Below are 23,465 nucleotides of genomic sequence, written 5' to 3'. Positions count from 1 at the left end.
CCGGCCGCCGCGTCATACGCCGAGGTGCCGGGGTATATGCGGGCGCCGCCGTCCTCCCGCGCCGGTGGGCTGCGGCGACGCGGCCGCACGCCCCTCCCTGCGGGCTCTGCGCCGCTCGGCCCGCCGGGTCCGGGCGGCGCTGCTGGGGCTGGACAGCACCCCGTTGCGCTGGTTCCACACCTGCCGGGTCACCCACACGTCCAGCACCGCCCATGTCGCGACCACCGACGTCAGCACCGTGGTGAGCAGTACCGGCGCGGACAGCCACGAGCGTCCGAGGGCGAGCAGTACGTCGATCATGCCCTGCACCAGGGCGACCGCGCTGAGCAGCACCGCCCGTACCGCCGCGGCCCGTACCGGGTCCGCCATCCGTGGCCGCCGGGCGGGTTCCTCGACCCAGACGTTCCGCCGTTGCACGTCCATGAGGATTGGCTGCCCCGAAACCTCCCGGTGCATTCCGGGGAACGTTTCGCCGCAGATCTGCCCAACTCACATACATACTTTCGAGTTACCTCTGGGGCGGTAGTAGGCTCACGCCGTTTGGACGCGCGAGACGCGTGAACCGCCCCCACACGGGGGAGACCGTTGGGGAGGCCATGAGCTTTCGCGGTACGACGATCCGGCGGAAGATCGTGGCGCTGCTGCTGATCCCGCTGGCGTCGCTGACCGTCATCTGGGCGTTCGCCGCCGTGGTGACGGGCAGGGAGCTGCTCGACCGGCCCGACGTCAAGCGTGTCGCCGACGACATCGGGTATCCCGGTATCGCCGCCACCCAGAGCCTTCAGCAGGAGCGCCGGGCGGCGATGATCTACGCGGCCAACCCGCGGGATTCGCAGGCCAGGATCGGCTACACCAAGCAGCAGCAGATCACCGACAGCTCGATCGCGAAGATGCGCACGCGCATCAGCACCACCGGGGTGCGCGGCGACCTGACGGCGGAGTCCCGGCACCGGCTGGACGCCTTCCTCGGCAACGTCGAGGGCCTCACCTCGCTGCGGCAGCGCGCGGACGACGGCAAGATCAGCCGCAACGACGTCTACACGGCGTACAACGACATGATCACGCCGGCCTTCCAGCTCTTCCAGTCGCTCAACCCGTACAACGACTTCCGGCGCGACGAGCAGCACCAAGCGGCCATCCAGCTGAGCATGGCCCGCGACCAGATCAGCCGGGAGGACGCGCTGATGGCCGCGGCGATCAGCGCCGGGCACATGAGCGCCGCCGAGCTGAAGTCCTTCACCTTCGCGGTGGCCGGCCAGCGCGACGACTACGAGTCGAGCCTGTGGCTGCTGGGCGACGACCAGCGCGCCGGCTACGACGCCTACTGGCGCGACGGCAACGGCAAGACGTTGCGCGCCGCCGAGGACGCGGTCATCGCCGCGGGCGTGGCCAACGCCCCGATCGTCGCGGCCCACGAGTCCTGGCCGTCGGTCGCGGCGACCACGATGGACGACCTGAACCGGCTGGACGACGCCGTGCAGAGCCGGTTCGGCGACACCGACCCGCCGGTCGCGACGACCACGATCGTCGAGGCGGTCTTCGTCGGCGGTATCGGACTGGTCGCCGTGATCGCCACGCTGTTCGTGTCGGTGCGCATCGGGCGCGGCCTCATCCGCGACCTCACCGGGCTGCGCCGCGACGCGCAGGAGGTGTCCGGCACCCGGCTGCCGCAGGTCATGCGGCGGCTGGCGGCCGGCGAGCAGATCGACGTCGAGACCGAGGTCCCGCGGCTGGAGTACCCGGACGACGAGGTCGGGCAGGTCGGCAAGGCGCTCAACACCCTCCAGCGGGCCGTCGTCGAGGCCACCGTGCGGCAGAACAACCTGCGCAACGGCGTCTCCGAGGTCTTCGTCAACCTCGCCCGCCGCAGCCAGGTCCTGCTGCACCGCCAGCTCACGCTGCTGGACGCGATGGAGCGCCGCACCGACGACAGCGAGGAACTCGCCGACCTCTTCCGCCTCGACCACATGACCACCCGCATGCGCCGGCACGCCGAGGGCCTGGTCATCCTGTCCGGCGCCGCGCCCTCCCGGCAGTGGCGCAAGCCGGTGCAGCTCATGGACGTGGTGCGCGCCGCGATCGCCGAGGTCGAGGACTACGAGCGGATCGAGATGCGCCGGCTGCCGCGGCTGGCCGTAGCGGGCGCCGCCGTCGCCGACCTCACCCACCTGCTGGCCGAACTCATCGAGAACGCCGCCGTCTTCTCGCCGCCCAACACCACCGTCAAGCTGCACGGCGAGCCCGCCGCCAACGGTTTCGTGCTGGAGATCGACGACCGCGGTCTCGGCCTGACGCCCGACGCGCTGCTGGAAGCGAACCTGCGGCTCGCCGAGACACCCGAGTTCGAGCTGTCCGACACCGACCGGCTCGGGCTGTTCGTGGTCAGCCGGCTCGCCCAGCGGCACGGCGTGCGCGTCTCGCTGCGGCAGTCCCCGTACGGCGGCACCACCGCCGTGGTGATGATCCCCGACACGCTGCTCAGCGACACCGCCGAGGACACCGGTTCGACCCCCGTACCCGGTACGCCCCGGCTCGCCGGGCTGGACGCGGCCGGGGACACCGAGCACACCTTCCGCCAGTGGGGCCTGGAGGGCGTCGACGACATCGGCGGCGAGCACCGCAAGGAGCACGTGGCCCACCCGGACGAGCGGCTCTCCGCGGCCTTCGGCCGGGGCCTGGACGCCCTCGACGACCCGGCCGAACTCCCGCCGGGCAGTGCCGACCGGGCCCCGGACCCGCTGCCGCTGCCGCGGCGCCGCCCGCGCGGCACCGGCACCCCGGTGCTGATCTCCGACCGCGCCCGCCGCCCGCTCGGGAAGTCGCCCGACGACCCGTCCGACGAGACCGCGGCGGACCAGGGCGCAGCGGACGACGCCGCCGAGTCCGCCGCCGCAGGTCACCCGGAGGAGGCCGCCGACGGCGCCGCGCAGCCGCGCCCCGTCGCGGCCGTGCCCCCGCCGTCCGCAGCCGGGCCCCCGCAGGAGCCGGGGGAGCCGGAGGCGGCCGCGGACGGCCCCGGCGGCGCTCTGCCCCGCAGGGTCCGGCAGGCCAGCCTCGCCCCGCAGTTGCGTGGCGGCGCCCCGCGCCCCGACGCCGGCACCGGCGACGCCGGGCGGGACGGCACCCCCGAGCGCTCCGCCGACGAGGTCCGCGCCCGGATGGCGTCGATCCAGCGCGGCTGGCAGCGCGGCCGCCGGGCCGCCGAGGCCGCCCCCGGCGACGGACCGGCGCCCGACCCCGGGACGGACCCGGACACCGCTCCCGACGAGCCCGCCGCGGGCGACCCGGCCGCACCTGCTTCTGCAACGAGAACGACCAGAACGACACCTGAGGGGAACGGTCGATGACCGCACCATCGAGCCCGACACGTGAGCTGAGCTGGCTGCTGGACGACCTGGTGACACGGGTCTCCAGCGTCCGCAAGGCGCTGGTGCTCTCCGGCGACGGCCTGGCCACCGGCGCCTCCGACGGGCTGTCCCGGGAGGACTCGGAGCACCTCGCGGCCGTCGCCTCCGGCTTCCACAGCCTCGCCAAGGGCGTCGGACGCCACTTCGCCGCCGGGCAGGTCCGGCAGACCATCGTCGAGCTCGACGAGGCCTTCCTGTTCGTCACCGCCGCGGGCGACGGCAGCTGCCTGGCCGTGCTCGCCGACGCCGACTCCGACGTCGGCCAGGTGGCGTACGAGATGGCGCTGCTGGTCAAGCGGGTCGGCGTGCACCTGGGCACCGCTCCGCGGCAGCAGGGCGGCGCGGTCGGCTGAACGGCCGGGCCGCACGAGGCGGGGAACGGCGGGCAGACGGAGGGACGTGGGAGAGGCGACCGGCGGGAGCGGGGTGACACGGTGACATGACGGCTGAATCGGACCGCTGGTACGACGACGCGGCAGGGCCGGTGGTACGGCCCTACGCGATGACCCGCGGGCGCACCAGCCACGCGGCCGAGGCGAAGCTGGACCTGATCGCCCTGGTCGTCGCGGCGCCCGGCGGGGCGTCCGGCGGCACGGACGACGACGGCCCCGGCCCCGCCGACCCCGAGGACGACGGCTCGCTGTCGCCCGAGCAGGTGGAGATCGTCCGGCTCTGCCACAGCCAGCCCGCCTCGATCGCGGAGCTGGCCGCCGAGGTCGACCTGCCGGTCGGCGTCGTCCGCGTGCTCGTCGGCGACCTGATGGACGCGGGCCACGTGACGGTGCGTCCGCCGGTGCCGCCCGCCGAACTGCCCGACGAGAGCATCCTGCGCGACGTCATCAACGGCCTGCGGGCTCTCTGACCCCACCGCTCACAGACCGCTCCGACCCGTCCCGCGCCGGGCGGGTTTCCGCTACCGTTTCCGTCCCCGGTTCCCGCCGGCGGCACCACCGGCGCCCCACCGCCGTATCCCCCCCGCTGCCCACCGCATCCCCATCCCCCCGCAGGAAGAAGCAGACGAGATCCATGGCCATCGTCCACGCCGAGCGCCGACCGTCCGCCCCGGACCCGGTCGTCCTCAAACTGCTCGTCGCCGGCGGCTTCGGCGCCGGGAAGACCACGCTGGTCGGCGCGGTCAGCGAGATCAGGCCGCTGCGGACGGAGGAACTGCTGACCGAGGCGGGCCGCCCGGTCGACGACCTCACCGGCGTGGAGGCCAAGCGCACCACCACCGTCGCGATGGACTTCGGCCGCATCACGCTGCGCGACGACCTGGTGCTCTACCTCTTCGGCACGCCCGGCCAGGACCGTTTCTGGTTCCTGTGGGACGAGCTGGCGCAGGGCGCGCTGGGCGCGGTCGTGCTCGCCGACACCCGGCGGCTGCCGGACTGCTTCGCCGCCGTCGACTACTTCGAGACCCGCGACATCCCCTTCACGGTGGCCGTCAACTGCTTCGACGGGGTCCGGCTGCACAGCCCGGAGGCCGTCGTCGAGGCGCTGGACCTCGGGCCGGGGGTGCCGGTGGTGCTGTGCGACGCGCGCGAGCGCGAGTCGGTCAAGCGGGTGCTGGTCAGCGTCGTGGAACGCGCCGCGGCCCACGCCTCCGCCCACCGGGCGCCCGCCGTCACCTGACGCCCACGTCACCTGACACCCCCGCTCCCTGACGCCGCCGGGCCCGCCCCGAGCGCTCAGCCGACCCTTGGGCGGCGCGGCCGCACCTCGGGTTCGTCGCCGTCCAGCCAGTCCAGGCTGCGCCGGACGGCCTTCTTCCAGCGTGCGTACTCCCGGGTCCGCTCCGGCCCGCCCATCGCGGGTTCCCACCGGGCGTCCTCCCGCCAGTGCGCCCGCAGTTCGTCCGGGCCGTCCCACACGCCCGTCGCCAGGCCCGCGGCATAGGCGGCGCCCAGGCCGGTGGTCTCGCGGACCACGGGGCGGATGACCGGCACGCCCAGCACGTCGGCCTGGTGCTGCATCAGCAGCCCGTTGCCGGTCATCCCGCCGTCGGCGCGCAGCGCCGCGATCCGCACCCCGCTGTCGTGCTGCATCGCGTCGACCACCTCGCGGGTCTGCCAGCTGGTGGCCTCCAGCACGGCCCGCGCCAGGTGCGCGCGCGTCACGTACGCGGTCAGACCGGTGATCACCCCGCGTGCGTCGGAGCGCCAGTAGGGCGCGAAGAGGCCGGAGAAGGCGGGGACGACGTAGGCGCCGCCGTTGTCCGGGACGCTCGCGGCGAGCGGCTCGATCTCGTCGACGGAGCGGATCAGCCCGAGCCGGTCGCGCAGCCACTCCACGAGGGCGCCGGTGACCGCGATGGAGCCCTCCAGGCAGTACACCGGGCGCTCGCCGCCGAGCTGGTGGGCGACCGTGGTGAGCAGCCCGCTCGCCGACGGCACGGGCCGGTCGCCGGTGTTGAGCAGCAGGAAGCTGCCGGGGCCGTAGGTGTTCTTGGCCTCGCCGAGGTCGAAGCAGGTCTGCCCGAAGAGCGCGGCCTGCTGGTCGCCGAGCGCGGCGGCCACCGGGACCCCGGCGAGCCGCCCGGTGGCGGTGCCGTAGACCTCGGCGGAGGGGCGGATCCGCGGCAGGACGGCCTCGGGGATGTCCATCGCGGCCAGGATCGCCGGGTCCCAGTCCAGGGTGTTGAGGTCCATCAGCAGCGTGCGGGCGGCGTTGGTGACGTCGGTGACGTGGACCCCGCCGCGGGGGCCGCCGGTGAGGTTCCAGACGAGCCAGGAGTCGATGGTGCCGAAGGCGATCTCGCCGTGTTCCGCGCGGCGCCGCAGGCCCGGTACGCGCTCCAGCAGCCAGGCGATCTTGGGCCCGGAGAAGTAGGGGGCGAGCGGCAGTCCGGTGGTCTCGCGGAAGCGGTCCTGCCCGTAGGTGCCGCCGAGTTCGGCGCACAGCGCGGCGGTGCGGGTGTCCGTCCAGACCACCGCGTTGTGCACGGGGCGGCCGGTCGCGCGGTCCCACAGCACGACCGTCTCGCGCTGGTTGGCGATGCCGAGCGCGGTGAGCTGGTCGGGCCGCAGCCCCGCCCTGGCGAGCGCCCCCGTGGCGACGGCCTGCACCTTCGCCCAGATCTCGGTGGCGTCGTGCTCGACCCAGCCGGGCCGGGGCAGGATCTGCCGGTGTTCGCGCCGGTCGGCGGCGACCACCTGGCCGGCGGCGTCGAAGATGAGGCAGCGGGTGGAGGTGGTGCCCTGGTCGACCGCGGCCACGTAGGCCTCGGGCCGGGCCGCCCGGACGCGCCGAGCGGCGGCGGGGCGCGGTGCCCGGCGCGGTGCCGGCGGGGTGGCTGCCTGGGTGGGGACGGTGCCGCTCATGTCGCGCTCCCTTGCCCGGTGGATGCCGGCCCGGCCGGCGGAGGGCGCGCGGATCCGCGGCGTGCGCGAACCCCCCACGCCGTCCCGCGTCGCGCTGCCGGAAGTGTTGCCCGGGGGTGACGGAGCGTCAAGCGGTCGTACGGCGCGGGAATCCGGCACGGGAGTGCGGCCCGGCGGTCGGGGCGGAAACCGCGTGGACGGTGACGGCGCCGGGTGGTACGTTCTTCTCGGAGCGAGAAAGACTCACTCTGAGAACAACACCGGACGGCGGCGGAAGGGGGCGGTGGCCATGGCGGAGACGGACGGCACGCAGTCCGAGCACGGCTTCCTCGCCGCGTACGACCCGCGCGCCTTCGACCCCGTCGCGGTCACCGTGGACGTGGTGGCCCTGACCCTGCGCGCGGGCCGCCTGGAGGTGCTCGCCGTGCAGCGCGGCGAACCGCCCTTCGCGGGCCGCTGGGCGCTGCCCGGCGGCTTCGTCCGGGCCGGCCGCGAGTCGCTGGACGAGGCGGCGGCCCGCGAACTGGCCGAGGAGACCGGCCTGGACGCCACGGCGCTCGGCCGCGTCCACCTCGAACAGCTCGGGTCGTACGGCAGCCCGTCGCGGGATCCGCGGATGCACGTCGTCTCGGTCGCCTACCTCGCCTTCGCCCCGGGCCTGCCGGACGCACGGCCCGGCGGCGACGCGGCGGGCGCGGGCTGGCTGCCGGTCGAGGCGATCGCGCAGGCAATCGCGGCCGCGGAGCAACCGGACACGGTGCGTGCGCGTCCCTTCGAGCAGGGTCGGCGGTCCGGAACCTACGGGGGTGGTACCGGCCGCCGACCCGTCCCGTCCGAGGAGGCCCCCGCGCCCGGCGCCGGGCTCGCCTTCGACCACGCGACGATCCTCGCCGACGGCCTGGAACGCGCCCGCGCCAAGATCGAGTACACCCCGCTGGCCACCGCGTTCCTCGGCGAGACGTTCACCGTCTCCGAGCTGCGCGCCGTCTACGAGACGGTGTGGGGCGCCCCGCTGCACGCCGGCAACTTCCACCGCAAGGTCCTGTCCGTCCCCGGCTTCGTCGAGCCCACCGGCGAGACCGCCGCCCGGCCCGGCAGCCGCGGCGGCCCCCGGGCCCGGCTCTACCGCGCCGGGGACGCCCGGCTGCTGCACCCGGCGCTGCTGCGCCCCGGCGCCGACACCGGGGTCACCCCGTGATGGGCCCGGACGCCGCCTCCGGCGCCGACTTCGACCTCACCCCCGGCGCTCCCGACGCCCTCGACCTCCTGCCCCCGGCCACCGGCCGCGCCCCGCGGCACACCTACACCCCCGGGCCGCTGCTGGCCGAGGGCGACCTCGCCACCCTGCGCACGGCCCGCTACGAGGACGGCGGCGAGCACCGCACCGCCGTCCTGAAGACCGCCCGGCACCCCCGTGACAACGACCTGCTGGCGCACGAGGCCGACGTACTGGCCCGGCTGCACCGGGTCGGCGAGGAACGCCACCGGGCCTACGCCCCCGCCCTGATCGAGAGCTTCGAGCAGCCCGGCGAGGACGGCCGCCCGCGCCGGGTCAACGCCCTCGCCCCGCTCGACGGCTTCCACACCCTCGCCGAGGTCGCCGCCGCGCACCCCGGCGGGCTCGACCCGCGGGACGCCGCCTGGATGTGGCGGCGGCTGCTGGCCGGACTCGGCTGGGCACACCGCGCCGGGCTGGTGCACGGCGCGGTCTTCCCCGAACACGTCCTGATCCACCCCGCCCGGCACGGCGTCGTGCTCGTCGACTGGTGCTACGCCACCGCGGCCGGCACCGACCTGCCCGTCCTGATCTTCCGGCACGCCGCCGGCTACCCGCCGGAGGCGTCCGCCCACCGGCCCGCGACCGCGGCCACCGACCTGCACCTCGCATCCGCCTGCGTCGCCGGCCTCATGGGCGGCCTGGCCCCCGCACCGCTGCGCGCCTTCCTGCGCGGCTGCACCCTGCCCGAGCAGCACCGCCGCCCGCAGGACGCCTGGGCGCTGCTCGCCGAACTCGACGACCTGCTGGAACGCCTCTACGGCCCGCGCGCCTTCCGGCCGTTCACGATGCCGCCCGCACCGGCGGCCTGACCGTACGCCACGCACCGCGCGGGCACCACGCCCCTCCCGGCCACCGGGAGCGGGCCCCGTCACCGCACACCACACCACAGCACACCCAGGGGGAAAACCATGGGCAGCGGACGCTGGTCCACCGATGTCTACGACGCCGCCGAGCGCTACCGTGCCGCCTCCGGCACCGGCGCCTTCGCCTACAGCGACTCCGTGCGGCGCCGCTCGCCGCGCGACACCTGGCGCGCCCACCAGTCGCTCGACCCGCACGGCCTGACCGTGCGGGAGAGCCGCGACTCCGACGAGCACCCCACCTCGCTCGCCATCGCCGTCCTCTTCGACGTCACCGGCTCCATGGGCGGGGTGCCGCGCACCCTGCAGACCAAGCTCCCCGACCTCTTCGGGCTGCTGCTGCGCAAGGGCTACACCCCCGACCCGCAGATCCTCTTCGGCGCGGTCGGCGACGCCACCTGCGACCGGGTGCCGCTGCAGATCGGCCAGTTCGAGTCCGACAACCGGATGGACGACGACCTCGGCAACATCCTGCTGGAGGGCGGGGGCGGCGGCCAGATGACCGAGTCCTACGAGCTGGCCCTGTACGCCATGGCCCGGCACACCGCCCTGGACTGCCACGAGAAGCGCGGCCGCCGCGGCTACCTCTTCCTCATCGGCGACGAGATGCCCTACGGCAAGGTCAAGGCCCGTGAGGTCAAGGCGGTGCTCGGCGAGACGATCCCGCAGGACATCCCGGTCCAGGACGTGCTGGCCGAACTCAAGCGGAAGTTCCACGTCTTCTACATCCTCCCCGCGGGCGCCTCGCACGCTGGCGACGCCGACGTACTGACCCTGTGGCGCCGCCTGCTCGGCCAGAACGTCATCGAGCTGGACGACCTGGACGCGGTGTGCGAGACCATCGCGCTGACCGTGGGACTCGGCGAGGAGGCCATCGACCTGGCCACCGGCCTCGCCGATCTCACCGAGCTGGGCTCGGACGCCGTCGGCTCGGTCGCCCGCGCCCTGTCGGACCGGCGATGAGCACCGCCCGCGTCCCCGGCGGACGCCCCCACACCCTCGTGGTGGACCTCGGCTTCGGGGACGCGGGCAAGGGCGCCACCGTCGACCGGCTCTGCCGCGGCGGCGGTGTCGCCGCCGTCGTCCGCTTCAACGGCGGCGCGCAGGCCGCCCACAACGTCGTCACCCCCGACGGCCGCCACCACACCTTCGCCCAGTTCGGCTCGGGCGCCCTGCACGGGGTGCCCACCCACCTGTCCCGCTTCACCGCCGTCGACCCGCTCGCGCTCGCCGCCGAGGCCGACCACCTGCGCGCACTCGGCCTGCCCGACCCGTACGCGCTGCTCTCCGTCGACCGCGCCGCGCCGCTGGCCACGCCCTACCACGCCGCCGCGAACCGGCTGCGCGAGCAGGCTCGCGGCGCGGACCGGCACGGCTCGTGCGGCATGGGCGTGGGGGAGACCGCCCGCTACGCGCTCGCCCACCCCGGCGACGCGCCGACCGCGGGCGACTGCGCCTCCCGCCCCCGGTTGCTGCGCCGGCTGCGGCTGCTGCGCGACCGGCTCGCCGACGAGCTCGGCCCGCTGCCCGCACCGCCCGTCGAGGCGTGCGCCGAGGCCTACGCGGCCTTCGCGCGCGCCGTCACCCTCACCGACAGCGGCGCGCTGGCCGGCCTGGCGCGGCGCGGGCCGCTGGTCTTCGAGGGCGCCCAGGGCGTCCTCCTCGACGAGTGGCACGGCTTCCACCCGTACACCACCTGGTCGACGACGACCTTCGGCAACGCCGAGACGCTGCTGGCCGAGGCCGGGGCGGCGGGGGAGGGGCTGCGGCTCGGCGTGGTGCGCACCTACACCACCCGGCACGGTCCCGGCCCGCTGGTCACCGAGGACCCCGAGCTGACCGGGCTGCTGCCCGAGCCGCACAACGGCGACGGCCGCTGGCAGGGCCCCTTCCGCAGCGGGCACTTCGACGCGGTCGCGCTGCGCTACGCCGTCGAGGTCTGCGGGGGAGTGGACGCGCTCGCCGTGACCCACCTGGACGCCCCCGCCCGCTTCCCGTCCCTGCGGATCTGCCGCGCCTACGGCATCGACGGCGAGCTGGTCGAGCGCCTGCCCGCCGGTCCCCCCGGCGACCTGGAGCGGCAGGCGGCGCTGACGGCGCGGCTGCTGCGCGCCGCGCCCGCGCTGTGGGACACCCCGGGCGGCGAACCGGCCCGCTGGAGCGCGGCGATCGGATCGCTGCTCGGGGCGCCCGTGGTGCTGGAGTCCTTCGGACCGAGCCGTCAGGACGTCAGGGACCTGCGGTCGACGGGGAAGTCGAAGTACGTGTCGGGGAAGGGCTCGGAGTTGAGCGTGTAGTGCCACCACTCCTCAGGCAGGTTGGTGAAGCCCTGCGCCTGCATCGCGTCCATCAGCAGCATCCGGTTGGCGTGCTGCACCCCGGTCACCCGCGGGTCGAGGGTGTGCGCGAGGGTGTCGAAGCAGTCGAAGCCGGTGCCCATGTCCAGCGAGTTGTCGGGGAAGCGCTCCGCCTTCGGCCCGTAGCAGGGCGTCAGCGGCTCACCGGGCCGGTAGGGACGGGTCGGCAGCGCGGGCAGCGGCACCACCGTCAGGTCCATGGTGCTGCCGCGGCTGTGCCCGGATTTCGCGGCGATGTAACCGTCCGCGAACAGCCGGGTCTTGTCCACCTGCGGGTAGAACTCCGCCTTCATCTGCGTGGCGTCCAGGTCCGCCGCCCACGCCACGAAGTCGTCCACGGCCCGCTGCGGGCGGTAGCAGTCGTAGACCTTGAGCGAGTAGCCGCGCCGCAGCAGCCCCTGCTGCACCCGGTGCAGCCCCTCGGCGGCGGGCCGGGTGAGGATGCACATCGGCTTGCGGTAGCCGTCGACGGGGGCGCCGGTGAAGTTGTGCGGGGTGATGTACCGCATCTCCTGGATGATCGTCGGATCCACGTCCCGCAGCGCGACGAACTGCGCGGGCGCCTTGGGCTCCGGATGCGCCTGCGCCGGGGCCGCGGAGGTGACGGTGACCGCGGCCAGTGTGGCGAGAGGCAGAACGAGTGCCCGCAGTAAAGTCGTGAGTTTCGGCATCCCCCTGGGATACCAGGGATGGCACCCGCCGCGACAGACGATCGGATACAGTCCCGGCGTGTCCGCGACCCCTGCCGCGCCTGCGGTGCGCAACTCCCACTGCTCCGCGTGCGGGGCGCCCTACCCCGCCGGGGCGGCCTGGCCGCGCCGCTGCCCGGTGTGCGGCACCGTCGCCTACCGCAACCCGCTGCCGGTCGCCGTCGCCCTGCTGCCCGTCCGCGACAGCGCCGGCACCGCCCTCGTCGTCATCCGCCGCACCATCGAGCCCCGGCGCGGCGAACTCGCCCTGCCCGGCGGCTTCATCGACCACGGCGAGAGCTGGCAGCACGCCGTCACCCGGGAACTGGCCGAGGAGACCGGCATCGCCGCCGACCCCGCCGACGTCCGCCTCGCCGACGCCCTCACCGACGCGCCCGGCGGCTACCTGCTGCTCTTCGGACTGCTGCCGGAGCGCCCCGCCGCCGACCTGCCACCGTCCGCGCCCACCGACGAGACCGACGGCCACCACCTGCTGCGCGCCCCGCGGGAACTGGGCTTCCCGCTGCACACCCTGGCCGCCCGCCGCTGGTTCGACGGCGGCTACGACCCCGCGCCGCGCACCCGCACGGTGTAGCCGGGCTCCTCGCCGCCGTCCCGCTCCACCACCACGGCGCCGTCCGCCCACCGCGACACGAAGCGCTCCGTGCGCGGCCGCCGCCAGCCGTCCGGGTCACCGGTGAACAGCACCCCGCCGCCGGTGCGGTCCCGGCGCGGCGCCCACGCCTCCAGCTCCACGGCCCCGCCCTCGCCCGCGACCGGCAGCACCGCCCCGGCCCTGGCCAGCACCGGGATCCGGCCGGGCGGCGCCGCGAGCCGCACCCGGGTCCGCCCGCGGTGCGCCTCGCCGGTCGCGGTGTCGTACCACAGCCCGCGCGGCAGCCGTACCGAACGCATCGTCACCCCCGGCTCCAGCACCGGCGCCACCAGCAGCGAGTCACCCAGCAGGAAGGCGTCGCCGCAGTCCCGCAGCGCCCGGTCGCCCGGGGAGTTCCACCACAGCGGGCGCACGTACGGGGCACCCGTGCGGTGCGCGACGTGCGCGAGGGTGTCCAGGTACGGCAGCAGCCTGGTCCGCTCCGCCAGCGCGGCCCTGGCGTGCTCCAACACCTCGGGCCCGAACTCCCACGGCTCGCGGCGCCCCGCGTCGATCGCCGAGTGGGTGCGGAAGAACGGCAGGTAGGCGCCCAGCTGGAACCACCGCAGATACAGCTCGGGCGACGGGAAACCGGTGAAGCCCCCCACGTCGGGACCCGAGTACGGCACCCCGCACAGGCCCAGCCCCAGCACCAGCGCGAGCGAGGCGCGCAGCCCCTCCCAGCCCGTCGCCACGTCCCCCGACCAGGTGCCGCCGTAGCGCTGCATGCCCGCCCAGCCGGACCGCGAGAAGAGGAAGGGCCGCTGCTCCGGGCGCAGTTCGCGCAGGCCCTGGTAGCCCGCCGCGGCCATCGCCAGGCCGTACACGTTGTGCGCCTCGCGGTGGTCGCCGCCCGCGCCCTCCAGCGCGTGCCGGGCCGAGCGCGGCAGCGTGGGCTCGCCGAACGCGGCGAAGGACACCGGCTCGTTCATGTCGTGCCAGACCCCGGCGAAACCCTGCCCGAGCCGCTCGGCGTACAGCCCGCCCCACCACGCGCGCACCGCCGGGTCGGTGAAGTCGGGGAAGACCGCCTCGCCCGGCCACACCACCCCCCGCACCTCGCGCCCGCGCGCGTCGCGCACGAACGCGTCCACCGCGCGTCCGCCGTCGTACGCCTCCAGGCCGGGCTCGCGCTTGACCGCCGGGTCGACGATCGACACCAGCCGCACCCCCTGGTCGCCCAGGTCCCGGGCGAGGCCCGGCAGGTCGGGGAAGTTCGCGCGGTCCACGGTGAAGATCCGGTGGCCGTCGAGGTGGTCGATGTCCAGGTGCAGCGCCGACAGCGGCAGCCCGTGCTCGCGGTAGCCCGCCGCGACCCGGCGCACCTCCTGCTCGCTGCCGAAGCCCCAGCGGGCGTGCTGGTGTCCCAGCGCCCAGCGCGGCGGCAGCGCCGGCCGCCCGGTCAGCGCGGTCCATCCGGCCAGTACCCGGGTCGGCGTACCGGCGACGACCCAGTAGCGCAGCGGGCCGCCGTCCATCCGCAGCTCGCAGCCGCCGTGCCGGTCGTGCCCGGAGCCCGCGCCCTCCTCGCCGTCCCGCAGCGTGACCCGGCCGTCCCATGTGTTGTCGTGGAAGACCAGGTGGCAGCCCGCGTCGGAGACCAGCAGCTGCACGGGCATGGTGATGTACAGCGGGTCGTCGCCCGGCTCGAACGAGCCGCCCGGGTCGGTGTTCCACAGCCGGTAGGTGCCCGCCGGCAGCCGCGGCCCCGCGGCCCGGCCGCCCAGCCCGTACACCCGCGCGTCGGCCGGGGTCTCCGAGCGCTGCACCCAGCGCCCCCCGCGGGTGCCCTCCGCCGCGCCCGCCGGATCCCACCAGCGCGGCGGCAGTTCCCGCCGCAGCAGCCGTCCGCCGGGGGTGCGGAATTCCACCGCGCCGTGCGCGGACACCCGTACCGTCATCCGCTCCGACACCACCCGCCAGCCGTCCTGGTCGGGTTCCAGCAGCGCCCGCGGGTCGGCCTCCGGGCAGCCGCCGTCCGTGAGGCCGGGCGCCGGGCCCCACTTGGTCGCGCCCGCGAGCGCGTACGACGGCTGGGGCGCGGCGCCGTCCCAGCCGCAGAAGACCGCGCCGCCCGCCGCGACGCGCACCCGCAGCACGGACCGGGCGAAGTGCACGGTGCCGCCGCCCGGCATCGGCTCGGCCCGCACCACGGCCCCGGGCACCCTCGCCCGCTCGGCGCCGTACCGCGGCAGGTCCCTGGCGTCGGCGCGGTCCCGCCGCCACGCCGCGGCCACCGTGCGCCGTCCCTGGGCGGAACCCGCCATCCGTACCGACCGCAGCAGGTCCCGTGCATCCATGGCCCCAGCTTTTCACTGCCTTCGCACGACACGCCGCCCGTTCAGCCGGTGTTCACCTTCGGGTGCGGTGGCGGACGCCACACCGGGGGCCCGCACCCTGTGGGTGGCCGCCCTGGCGATCCGGCCGCCGGCATGGCATCGTCCTGACCAGCCGTGCTGTGCACCGTCCTGGAGCCGCCCATGACCAGCCCCGCCGAAGCCGACCGCGCCCCCGAGGCCCTCTGGACCCCGGGTCCCGAGCGCGTCGTCCGCGCGCAGGTGACCCGTTTCCAGAACTGGGCCCACGAGCGGCACGGCGCCCCCGCCGTACGCCCCGACGACCCGCAGGGCAGCTACGCCGCCCTGCACGCCTGGTCGGTGCGCGAGAGCCGGACCTTCTGGCAGGCCCTCACCGAGTGGTACGACGTGCGCTTCGGCTCCCCCTACGAGCAGGTGCTCGCCGACGACGCGATGCCCGGGGCCCGCTGGTTCCCCGGCGCGACCGTCAACTACGCCGAGCACGCGCTGCGTCCCGCCCTGGACGCCGCGCGCCGCGACCTGCCCGCCGTCGTGCACGTCGACGAGCGCATGGAGACCGGCATCCTCAGCTGGGCCGAGCTGTCCCAGCAGGTCGCCTCGCTCGCCGCGGCGCTGCGCCGGCTCGGCGTCCGCCCCGGCGACCGGGTCAGCGGCTACCTGCCCAACATCCCGCAGGCGGCCGTCGCGCTGCTGGCCACCGCGGCGGTCGGCGGCGTGTGGACCTCGTGCGCGCCGGACTTCGGCTCCCGCAGCGTCCTGGACCGCTTCCAGCAGGTCGAGCCGGTTGTGCTGTTCGCCGTCGACGGCTACCGCTACGGCGGCAAGGAGCACGACCGCACCGCCGTCGTCGCCGAGACCCGGCAGGGCCTGCCCACGCTGCGTGCGACCGTGCACATCCCGCTGCTGGGCACCCCGGCGCCCGAAGGGGCCCTGGAATGGCGCGACCTGGTCGCCGACGACCCCGCACCGGTCTACGAGCAGGTGCCGTTCGAGCACCCGCTGTGGGTGCTGTACAGCTCGGGCACCACGGGCCTGCCCAAGGCGATCGTCCAGTCCCAGGGCGGCATCCTGCTCGAACACCTCAAGCAGACCGGGCTGCACCTCGACCTCGGACCCGACGACCGCTTCTTCTGGTACACCTCCACCGGCTGGATGATGTGGAACTTCCTGGTGTCGGGCCTGCTGGCCGGAGCCACGGTCGTCCTCTACGACGGCAGCCCCGGGTATCCCTCGGTCGAGGCGCAGTGGCGCATCGCCGAGCAGACCGGCACCACCGTCTTCGGCACCTCCGCCGCCTACGTCGTCGCCTGCCGCAAGGCCGGTGTGCACCCCGGGCGCGACTTCGACCTGTCACGGGTGAGCTGCGTGGCCACCACCGGCTCGCCGCTGCCCCCCGACGGCTTCCGCTGGCTGCACGACGAGGTCGCCGAGGACCTGTGGATCGCCTCCGTCAGCGGCGGCACGGACGTGTGCAGCTGCTTCGCCGGCGGTGTGCCGACGCTGCCCGTCCACGTCGGTGAACTCCAGGCGCCGTGCCTGGCCACCGGCCTGGAGGCGTGGAACGCCGACGGTGAGCCGGTCGTCGACGAGGTCGGTGAGCTGGTCGTCACCAACCCCCTGCCGTCCATGCCGGTCCGCTTCTGGAACGACCCCGACGGCAGCCGCTACCACGACAGCTACTTCGCGATGTACCCCGGCGTGTGGCGGCACGGCGACTGGATCACCCGCACCTCGCGCGGCACGGTCGTCATCCACGGCCGCTCCGACTCCACGCTCAACCGGCAGGGCGTACGGATGGGGTCGGCCGACATCTACGAGGTCGTCGAGCGGCTCCCGGAGATCGCCGAATCCCTGGTCATCGGCATCGAGGAACCGGACGGCGGCTACTGGATGCCGCTGTTCGTCCGGCTCGCCGACGGGGCGGAACTGGACGACGCACTGCGCGACCGGATCGCCGGCGCGCTGCGCTCCCAGCTCTCCCCGCGCCATGTGCCGGACGAGGTCATCGAGGTGCCCGGCGTGCCGCACACCCTCACCGGCAAGCGCATCGAGGTGCCGGTCAAACGGCTGCTCCAGGGCACCCCGCTGGACCGCGCCGTCAACCCGGGCTCCGTCGACGACCTGGCGGTGCTGCGCTTCTTCGAGCGGCTCGGCGCCGAACGCGCCGCCGGACGGGGGGAGTAGGGCCCTTTCGCCCCGCCCGGGCGTCAGTCCCCGTAGGGGCCCGGCGTGTCCGTGAGCGACGCCGCGAAGTCGGCGGCCAGCCGCAGCGCCTCGGCCGGTGCCAGCTCCGCGGTGGTGATCCGCACGCCGGGTCCCGCCGCGATCCGGAAGCGGGCACCGGCCGCCACCCACCAGCCGCGCGACCGCAGCCCGTTGACCACCGCCGACTCGTCGCGTACCGGCACCCAGACGTTCAGCCCGCTGCGCCCGTGCGCCTCGACGCCGTACGCGGCCAGCGCGCCGATCAGCGCCTCGCGCCGCTCGTCGTACGCCGCCGTCGCCGCGGCCATCAGCGCGTCCGTGGCCGGATCCGCCAGGAGCCGCAGCGCCGTCTCCTGGAGGACGTGGCTGATCCAGCCCGACGTCACCAGCAGCCGCGCGTCGTGCCGGGCGAGGGTGGTGGCGTCGCAGGCCATCGGCGTCCACCGCAGGTCCGGGCCCAGCGACTTGGAGACGGTCCGCACCTGCGCCCAGCGGGCCGGTCCCCGCTCGCCCGCCGTCGTCAGCGACCACAGCGGGCCGCCGGCCACCCGCGCCGTCCCGTCGTCCTCGACGACCAGCACCTCGGGGGCACCGGCGAGCACCTCCAGCAGCTCCTCGCGGCGCGCCCGGGACACCCGCGAACCGTACGGGATCTGGGCCCGCGGGAAGGTCACCACGGCCCGCGCGCCGCCCCGCAGCGCGGCCCGCAGCCCCTCCGGCCGCATCCCCTCGTCGTCGACCGGCACCGCGAGGGTCCGCAGCCCCAGTGTCTGGACCAGGTCCAGCAGGTGGTGGAAGCCCGGGTCCTCCACCGCCACCGCGTCGCCCGGCCGCAGCTCCACCGACAGCAGCCGCGCGATGGCGTCGAGCGCGCCGTGCGCGAAGGTCACGTGCTCGTCCGGCACCCCGTCCCGGCGGAACCACGCGCGGGCCAGCTCCTCCAGCTCCGGCAACCGCGGCGAGCGGCGGTGCGACCGGGCGTAGGGCGTGAGCCGGCCCGGCGGCACCAGCTCCGGCAGGAAGGCCGGGTCGGGGTGCCCGCCCGCGAGGTTGCGCAGGCCCTCCGGCACCTGCGGCGGCCGCCGCGAGGGGGCGGCGGCCGCGGGCGCCACCACCGTGCCGCCGCGCCCCCGGGTCACGACGACGCCCCGGCCGCGCAGTTCCCTGTACGCCGTCGCCACCGTGCCGGGGCTCACCCCGAGCGTCGCCGCCAGCGCCCGCACCGGGGGCAGCGACTCGCCGGGGCGCAACCGGCCCTCGGCGACGGCCCGTTCGGCGGACGCGGAAATCTCCCTGGCCGTACCACCCTCGATCGCATATTGTGTTGCCACAAGCTGAAGTATGTACCAATACAAAAGAGTTGGCAAGGGTCGGGAACCGGCCCGCGCCACCGGGTGAAGGACGTGACGCCGTGCAGGGGGCACCGATCGTGCAGCGGGCAGCGAAGGCACTGAAGTTCCCGCAGATACCCGGCGGCCCCGACGGCCGCCGGATGCTGTGGATCAACCTCGTCGACAAGACCGGCTCCGGCCTCTGGTACTCCGTCACCGCGCTGTACTTCGTCGTCGTCGCGGGCCTCGACACCCGCAGCACCGGCCTGCTCCTCGGCCTCGGCGGCGTCGCGGGCATCGCCGGCGCCCCGCTCGCCGGACGCCTCGCCGACCGGCTCCCGCTCACCCGCGTCCTGCTCGCCGTCCAACTGCTGCGCGCCGCCTCCGGCCTGGCCATGCTGGTCGCCCACGGCTTCTGGCAGCTGCTGCCGCTCGTCGCGCTCGGCAGCTTCGGCGAACGCTCCGCCTCCGTCCTCACCAAGCTCTTCGCCGCCCGCGTCGCAGGCCAGGACCGCGCCCGCTACCAGGCCGTCCAGCGCACCGTCGTCAACGTCGGCTACACCGTCGGCGGCCTGGCCGCCTCCGCCGCCCTGGCCGCCGGCACCACCGTCGTCTACCGCCTGCTGCTCCTCGGCGACGCCCTCTCCTTCGTCGTCGTCGCCCTGCTCGTCGCCCGCTGCGCCGAACCGCCCTCCGCCACCAGGACCGTCACCTCCTCCGCGACGGCGGGCCCCGCGGCCCCCACCGCCCCACCCGCCGCCGCGAGCCCCTGGCGGGACGCGGGCTACCTCGGCTACGCCGTCCTGGACGCCGCGATGTTCCTGCACGGCGTGGCCCTCACCGTCGGCCTGCCGCTGTGGATCCTCACCCGCACCGACGCCCCGCACGGCCTGGCCGCCAGCGTCTTCGTCATCAACACCGTCATCGTCGTCCTCCTCCAGGTCCGGATGTCCCGCTTCGCGACCACCGCCCGCGTCGCCGCGGACTCGCTGCGCCCGGTGGCCGCCTGGCTGCTGCTGTCCGGCCTGGTCACCGCCGCCGCCGTGGTGCACGACCGGTGGGCCGCGACCGCCGCCGTGCTGGCCTCCGCCGTCGCCTTCACCGTCGTGGAGATGGTCCAGTCCGCGGTCGGCTGGGAGCTGTCCGTCTGCCTCGCACCGGACGAGGCCCAGGGCGCCTACGTCGGCGTGTACGGCCTCGCGCAGTCCGCCGCCCGCTGCGTCGGGCCGCTGCTCGTCACCTCCGTGGTCATCGCGGGCGGACCCCTGGGCTGGATCGGCTTCGGCGCGGTCCTCGCGGCCGCCGCGCTCCTCCAGCGCCGCATCGTCCTGCGCCGCCTCGCCCGCGCCCCGCGGACACCGGAGACGGTCACGTTGTCAGTGGCTCCCGTTACAGTCGGTGAGCAGTAGAGATCACACCGATCCGCTCACAGGGGGAGCCGTGCAGAACACCGGCCACACGCAGGCCAGCACCCGGACCACCACCGCCGAAGCCGGCGCGCGCCGCACCAGGGGCGGCGCCGACCACCGCCCACGCACCCGTAAATCGGTACGGAGCAGGGCACGGCGCCGCCCACCCGGCCGCACCGACCACCGCCGGGCCCTGCGCCGCGAAGCCCCCACCGTGGTCGGACTGCTCCTCGACGAGCACGACTTCACCACCATGACCGGCTACCGCACCTTCCCCTTCACCGACTACGGGACGTACCTGCGACAGGTCGACGCCCTGCTCCGCTCCCTGCACTCCCAGGGCACCAGCGTCACCGTCACCCTCTTCGACCCCGAGCGGTTCGCCGACCACTGCGCCGACACCCGTAGGCCACCGGACACCCCCGAAGCCCGCGTCCGCTACACCGCGGAGGTCGGCACCACCGGACCCGCCGTCCCCTACACCCGCCAGCCACTGCGCCGGCTGCGCGCCTGCCTCGCCCGCACGGCGGACCTGCGCGCCACCCGCGACAGCGCCGCCGACCTGCTCGCCGCCGCCGGCCAGTGCCCCGACTGCGGCGAACTCTTCGCCCACTGCGCCTTCGACCTCGCCGCCCACACCGTGCTGCGCCTGCTCGCCGCCGCGGGCCCCGGCCGGCACCACCTCGTGGCCAGCCTGCCCCCCGACGCCGGACCGCCCCTGGTCGCCGCCGCCCAGGTCAGCACCGCGCCGGACGGCGCCATCGAACTGGACGACACCGAGACCACCACACTGTGCACCGTCATGGCCGCCGCCCGCCTCACCACCCGCCCCGGCGGCCTCGTCCTGCGCACCACCGACAGCCGCGGCACCGACACCGTGCGCGGCTGGTCCCTGCACCGCGACGGCCCCCACCCGCTCACCGAGGCCGAGGTCTTCGACGCCTACTGCACCGATCCCGAGACCGGCGACCTCCTCCCGCCCGAACCCGGAGTCCGCTACCGCGCGGGCCTCGACCTCCCACCCCCGCCGCCCGGCACCGCACCCCACCACGGCTGACCCCGCCCGCGCACCCGCCGCACAGCAGGAAGGGCGCCCCACCCGCAGGTGAAGCGCCCTTCCACGGCCACCCCGCACGCCACCGCGCGGGGAGACCCCGGCTACTCGCCGGACAGCACCGCCTGTACGGCCCGGCGCGCCTCGTCGGCACTGTCGGTCGCCCGTGCAGCGGCCGCCGCACGCTCGCACTGCGCCAGCGTGTACTTCGCCAGCGTCGCCCGCACGTACGGAATCGACGCCGCACCCATCGAGAGGCTGGTGACACCCAGACCCGTCAGCACGCACGCCAGCAGCGGATCGGCCGCGGCCTCACCGCACACACCGCAGCTCTTCCCCTCGGCCTTGGCCGCCTCCGCGGCCAGCGCCACCAGGTCCAGCAGCGCCGGCTGCCACGGGTCCTGCAACCGCGCCACCGCGCCGACCTGCCGGTCCGCGGCGAAGGTGTACTGCGCCAGGTCGTTCGTCCCCAGCGACAGGAACTCCACCTCCTGCAGCACCGACCTGGCCCGCAGCGCGGCCGACGGGATCTCCACCATCGCACCGAACTTCGCCGCCAGCCCCGCCTCCCGGCACGCGTCCGCGAACGCCCTGGCGTCCTGGCGGTCCGCCACCATCGGCGCCATGACCTCCAGATACACCGGAAGCCCGGCCGCGGCCGTCGCCAGCGCACGCAACTGCCCGCGCAGCACCTCCGGGTGGTCCAGCAGCGACCGCAGACCGCGCACGCCCAGCGCCGGGTTCGGCTCGTCCGCCGGCGTCAGGAAGTCCAGCGGCTTGTCGGCGCCCGCGTCCAGCACCCGCACCACGACCCGGCCGCCCGGGAACGCCTCCAGCACCTGCCGGTAGGCCTCGACCTGCTTCTCCTCCGACGGCGCCTGCGCCGAGTCGTCGAGGAAGAGGAACTCGGTACGGAAGAGCCCCACGCCCTCCGCACCCGCCGCCAGCGCCGCCGGCACATCGGCGGGCCCGCCCACGTTCGCCAGCAGCGGCACCTTGTGCCCGTCCGACGTGGCACCCGGACCGGACGCCGCCGCGAGCGCGGCCTTGCGCTCCTCCGCCGCGGCGGTCAGCGCGGCCACCTTCTCCGCGCTCGGCTCGACGAACACCTCACCGGTGCTGCCGTCCACCGCGATGACCGTTCCCTCGGCCAGCTCGCCCGCACCCGGCAGCGCCACGACCGCCGGCACACCCAGCGCCCGCGCCAGAATGGCACTGTGGCTGGTCGGCCCACCCTCCTCGGTCACGAAACCCAGCACCAGCGCCGGGTCCAGCAGCGCGGTGTCCGCCGGCGCCAGATCCCGCGCGATGAGCACGTACGGCTCGTCGCTGTCCGGCACGCCCGGCATCGGCACACCCAGCAGCCGGGCCACGATCCGGTTGCGCACGTCGTCCAGGTCGGCGACCCGGCCCGCGAGGTACTCCCCGGCGTTCGCCAGCAGCGCCCGGTAGGAAGCGAAGGCGTCGTAGACGGCACGCTCGGCCGTACTGCCCACCGCGACCCGGCGCTCCACGTCCGCCAGCAGCTCGGGGTCGAGCGCCATCAGCGCCTGCGCCTCCAGCACCGCCTGCGCCTCACCGCCGGCCAGATTGCCGCGGGCCTTCAGATCCGCGGCGACCGCCTCGACGGCCTGCCGCGCCCGTCCCTGCTCACGCGCTGTTTCCCCGGACGCGATCTGCTTGGCCGGCGGCTCCAGCACCGCGGTGCCCATGTGCCGCACCTCGCCGATCGCCACACCGTGGCTGACGCCGACACCCTGAAGAGTCGTCTCCATCGGTCGTGTCCCCTACTTCCAGCTGAAAAGGGTGTCGCCCGCGGCCACGTCCGCGGCCTCGACCAGCCCGGCCAGCGCGTCCGCGGTGGCCTCCAGCGCGACCACCGGGCAGATCGGCGACTTGCCCGCCGCCTCCACACCCGCCGGGTCCCAGCGCACCACCGCGTCACCGCGGGCAACGGTGTCGCCCTTGGCCACGAGCAGTTCAAAACCCTCACCGTTGAGCTGGACGGTGTCGATGCCAAGATGGGTCAGCACCCCGTGCCCCTCGTCGTCCACCACGACAAAGGCGTGCGGGTGCAGGGAGACGATCACGCCGTCCACCGGAGCCACCGCCTCACCGGGCTCGCGCACCGGGTCGATCGCCGTGCCGGGACCCACCATCGCTCCGGAGAACACGGGGTCCGGCACAGCCGCGAGCCCGATGGCCCGGCCGGCGAGGGGAGACGAAACGGTCGTCATGAGGAAGCCTCCTAGACGCGGAGTATCAAGAGCCGTCACTGCCTGTCACCGGACGGCCAGCCGCCACAGCAGCCTAAGTCATGCCAAGTGGTGATTCCGCCTGAGGCGTACCGTCCGCACGCCCGTCCGGATCCCTACCCCCGATTTGCTCCGTGCAGAGCCGTCCAGTAGGTTGGCACGACCGCTTGGACGAGAACCCACGGAAACGTGTGTGCTCGGAAAACGGGTGGTAATTCCGACGGAAAATCTTCTGATAGAGTCGGAACACAACGAAGGGAAAGCCCGGAGGGGCCGGTGAAACGGTCTCGAAGGAAGCTTCCGTTCCTTGAGAACTCAACAGCGTG

The 23,465-nt window shown here is 75.0% G+C and carries 19 protein-coding genes; 12 read left to right on the top strand and 7 right to left on the bottom strand.

Going from position 1 to position 23,465, the window contains the following annotated elements:
* Positions 1 to 12 precede the first annotated feature (12 nt).
* Complete coding sequence (locus ACH4PY_RS11805; protein WP_398179432.1) at positions 13 to 423, bottom strand: hypothetical protein; 411 nt, start codon at positions 421 to 423, stop codon at positions 13 to 15.
* Positions 424 to 596: 173 nt separating this feature from the next.
* Here ACH4PY_RS11805 and ACH4PY_RS11800 point away from each other — a divergent pair, with 173 nt between their 5' ends.
* The 4 genes from ACH4PY_RS11800 to ACH4PY_RS11785 all read left to right on the top strand — a co-directional run bounded on the left by ACH4PY_RS11800 (position 597) and on the right by ACH4PY_RS11785 (position 5,039).
* A complete protein-coding gene (locus tag ACH4PY_RS11800; RefSeq protein ID WP_398179429.1) occupies positions 597 to 3,347 on the top strand; it encodes a nitrate- and nitrite sensing domain-containing protein in 2,751 nt (916 codons plus the stop codon).
* Positions 3,344 to 3,760, top strand: a complete 417-nt coding sequence (locus ACH4PY_RS11795; protein ID WP_398179426.1) for a roadblock/LC7 domain-containing protein — start codon at positions 3,344 to 3,346, stop codon at positions 3,758 to 3,760. The genes ACH4PY_RS11800 and ACH4PY_RS11795 overlap by 4 nt, the downstream gene beginning before the upstream one ends.
* 86 nt (positions 3,761 to 3,846) lie before the next feature.
* The gene (locus ACH4PY_RS11790; RefSeq protein ID WP_398179423.1) at positions 3,847 to 4,269 is read left to right on the top strand and encodes a DUF742 domain-containing protein; all 423 of its coding nucleotides are present in this window, start codon (positions 3,847 to 3,849) and stop codon (positions 4,267 to 4,269) included.
* Between the two features lie 164 nt (positions 4,270 to 4,433).
* Positions 4,434 to 5,039 (top strand): GTP-binding protein, encoded by a 606-nt coding sequence (locus ACH4PY_RS11785; RefSeq protein ID WP_398179420.1) that lies wholly within the window; start codon positions 4,434 to 4,436, stop codon positions 5,037 to 5,039.
* A gap of 56 nt (positions 5,040 to 5,095) precedes the next feature.
* Here the strand turns inward: ACH4PY_RS11785 and glpK are convergent, their stop codons facing one another.
* Positions 5,096 to 6,727 carry a glycerol kinase GlpK gene (gene glpK / locus ACH4PY_RS11780; protein WP_398179417.1) on the bottom strand — a complete coding sequence of 544 codons (1,632 nt, stop codon included), beginning with the start codon at positions 6,725 to 6,727 and terminating at the stop codon, positions 5,096 to 5,098.
* A gap of 289 nt (positions 6,728 to 7,016) precedes the next feature.
* Here glpK and ACH4PY_RS11775 point away from each other — a divergent pair, with 289 nt between their 5' ends.
* The 4 genes from ACH4PY_RS11775 to ACH4PY_RS11760 all read left to right on the top strand — a co-directional run bounded on the left by ACH4PY_RS11775 (position 7,017) and on the right by ACH4PY_RS11760 (position 11,163).
* A complete protein-coding gene (locus tag ACH4PY_RS11775) occupies positions 7,017 to 7,925 on the top strand; it encodes an NUDIX domain-containing protein (RefSeq protein WP_398179414.1) in 909 nt (302 codons plus the stop codon).
* Entirely contained in the window at positions 7,925 to 8,815 is an 891-nt protein-coding gene (locus ACH4PY_RS11770) for a molecular chaperone DnaJ (protein ID WP_398180796.1), read from the top strand. Before ACH4PY_RS11775 ends, ACH4PY_RS11770 begins: the two co-directional genes overlap by 1 nt.
* 99 nt (positions 8,816 to 8,914) lie before the next feature.
* Positions 8,915 to 9,829, top strand: a complete 915-nt coding sequence (locus tag ACH4PY_RS11765) for a hypothetical protein (RefSeq protein WP_398179411.1) — start codon at positions 8,915 to 8,917, stop codon at positions 9,827 to 9,829.
* A complete protein-coding gene (locus ACH4PY_RS11760) occupies positions 9,826 to 11,163 on the top strand; it encodes an adenylosuccinate synthetase (protein WP_398179408.1) in 1,338 nt (445 codons plus the stop codon). The genes ACH4PY_RS11765 and ACH4PY_RS11760 overlap by 4 nt, the downstream gene beginning before the upstream one ends.
* On the opposite strand, the gene ACH4PY_RS11755 is transcribed toward ACH4PY_RS11760, so the two are convergent.
* The gene (locus tag ACH4PY_RS11755) at positions 11,088 to 11,894 is read right to left on the bottom strand and encodes a M15 family metallopeptidase (protein ID WP_398179405.1); all 807 of its coding nucleotides are present in this window, start codon (positions 11,892 to 11,894) and stop codon (positions 11,088 to 11,090) included. The genes ACH4PY_RS11760 and ACH4PY_RS11755 overlap by 76 nt on opposite strands.
* 58 nt (positions 11,895 to 11,952) lie before the next feature.
* Between ACH4PY_RS11755 and ACH4PY_RS11750 the strand changes: the two genes are divergently transcribed.
* Positions 11,953 to 12,507 carry an NUDIX domain-containing protein gene (locus tag ACH4PY_RS11750; RefSeq protein ID WP_398179402.1) on the top strand — a complete coding sequence of 185 codons (555 nt, stop codon included), beginning with the start codon at positions 11,953 to 11,955 and terminating at the stop codon, positions 12,505 to 12,507.
* Here the strand turns inward: ACH4PY_RS11750 and ACH4PY_RS11745 are convergent.
* Positions 12,474 to 14,867 (bottom strand): glycoside hydrolase family 31 protein, encoded by a 2,394-nt coding sequence (locus ACH4PY_RS11745; RefSeq protein WP_398179400.1) that lies wholly within the window; start codon positions 14,865 to 14,867, stop codon positions 12,474 to 12,476. The two genes, ACH4PY_RS11750 and ACH4PY_RS11745, sit on opposite strands and share 34 nt — an antisense overlap.
* Before the next feature lie 180 nt (positions 14,868 to 15,047).
* On the opposite strand from ACH4PY_RS11745, the gene ACH4PY_RS11740 reads away from it, so the two are divergent.
* Positions 15,048 to 17,069 carry an acetoacetate--CoA ligase gene (locus ACH4PY_RS11740; protein ID WP_398179397.1) on the top strand — a complete coding sequence of 674 codons (2,022 nt, stop codon included), beginning with the start codon at positions 15,048 to 15,050 and terminating at the stop codon, positions 17,067 to 17,069.
* A 23-nt stretch (positions 17,070 to 17,092) separates the two neighbouring features.
* Here the strand turns inward: ACH4PY_RS11740 and ACH4PY_RS11735 are convergent, their stop codons facing one another.
* On the bottom strand, positions 17,093 to 18,421 hold the full coding sequence (locus ACH4PY_RS11735) for an aminotransferase class I/II-fold pyridoxal phosphate-dependent enzyme (RefSeq protein ID WP_398179395.1): 1,329 nt from the start codon (positions 18,419 to 18,421) through the stop codon (positions 17,093 to 17,095).
* A gap of 80 nt (positions 18,422 to 18,501) precedes the next feature.
* Between ACH4PY_RS11735 and ACH4PY_RS11730 the strand changes: the two genes are divergently transcribed.
* Positions 18,502 to 19,830, top strand: coding sequence for an MFS transporter (locus ACH4PY_RS11730; RefSeq protein ID WP_398179392.1), 1,329 nt, complete (start codon positions 18,502 to 18,504; stop codon positions 19,828 to 19,830).
* Positions 19,820 to 20,887 (top strand): hypothetical protein, encoded by a 1,068-nt coding sequence (locus tag ACH4PY_RS11725; RefSeq protein ID WP_398179389.1) that lies wholly within the window; start codon positions 19,820 to 19,822, stop codon positions 20,885 to 20,887. The genes ACH4PY_RS11730 and ACH4PY_RS11725 overlap by 11 nt, the downstream gene beginning before the upstream one ends.
* Before the next feature lie 101 nt (positions 20,888 to 20,988).
* Here ACH4PY_RS11725 and ptsP read toward each other — a convergent pair whose 3' ends face one another.
* Both ptsP and ACH4PY_RS11715 read right to left on the bottom strand, forming a co-directional pair.
* Positions 20,989 to 22,659 carry a phosphoenolpyruvate--protein phosphotransferase gene (gene ptsP / locus ACH4PY_RS11720; protein ID WP_398179386.1) on the bottom strand — a complete coding sequence of 557 codons (1,671 nt, stop codon included), beginning with the start codon at positions 22,657 to 22,659 and terminating at the stop codon, positions 20,989 to 20,991.
* A 12-nt stretch (positions 22,660 to 22,671) separates the two neighbouring features.
* Positions 22,672 to 23,121 (bottom strand): PTS glucose transporter subunit IIA, encoded by a 450-nt coding sequence (locus ACH4PY_RS11715; RefSeq protein WP_398179383.1) that lies wholly within the window; start codon positions 23,119 to 23,121, stop codon positions 22,672 to 22,674.
* Between the last annotated feature and the right edge of the window lie 344 nt (positions 23,122 to 23,465).

The organism is Streptomyces sp. NPDC021224 (genome assembly GCF_044332905.1).
In the GTDB taxonomy this organism is placed as follows: domain Bacteria; phylum Actinomycetota; class Actinomycetes; order Streptomycetales; family Streptomycetaceae; genus Actinacidiphila.
This window is presented reverse-complemented; position numbering and strand designations above follow the sequence as displayed.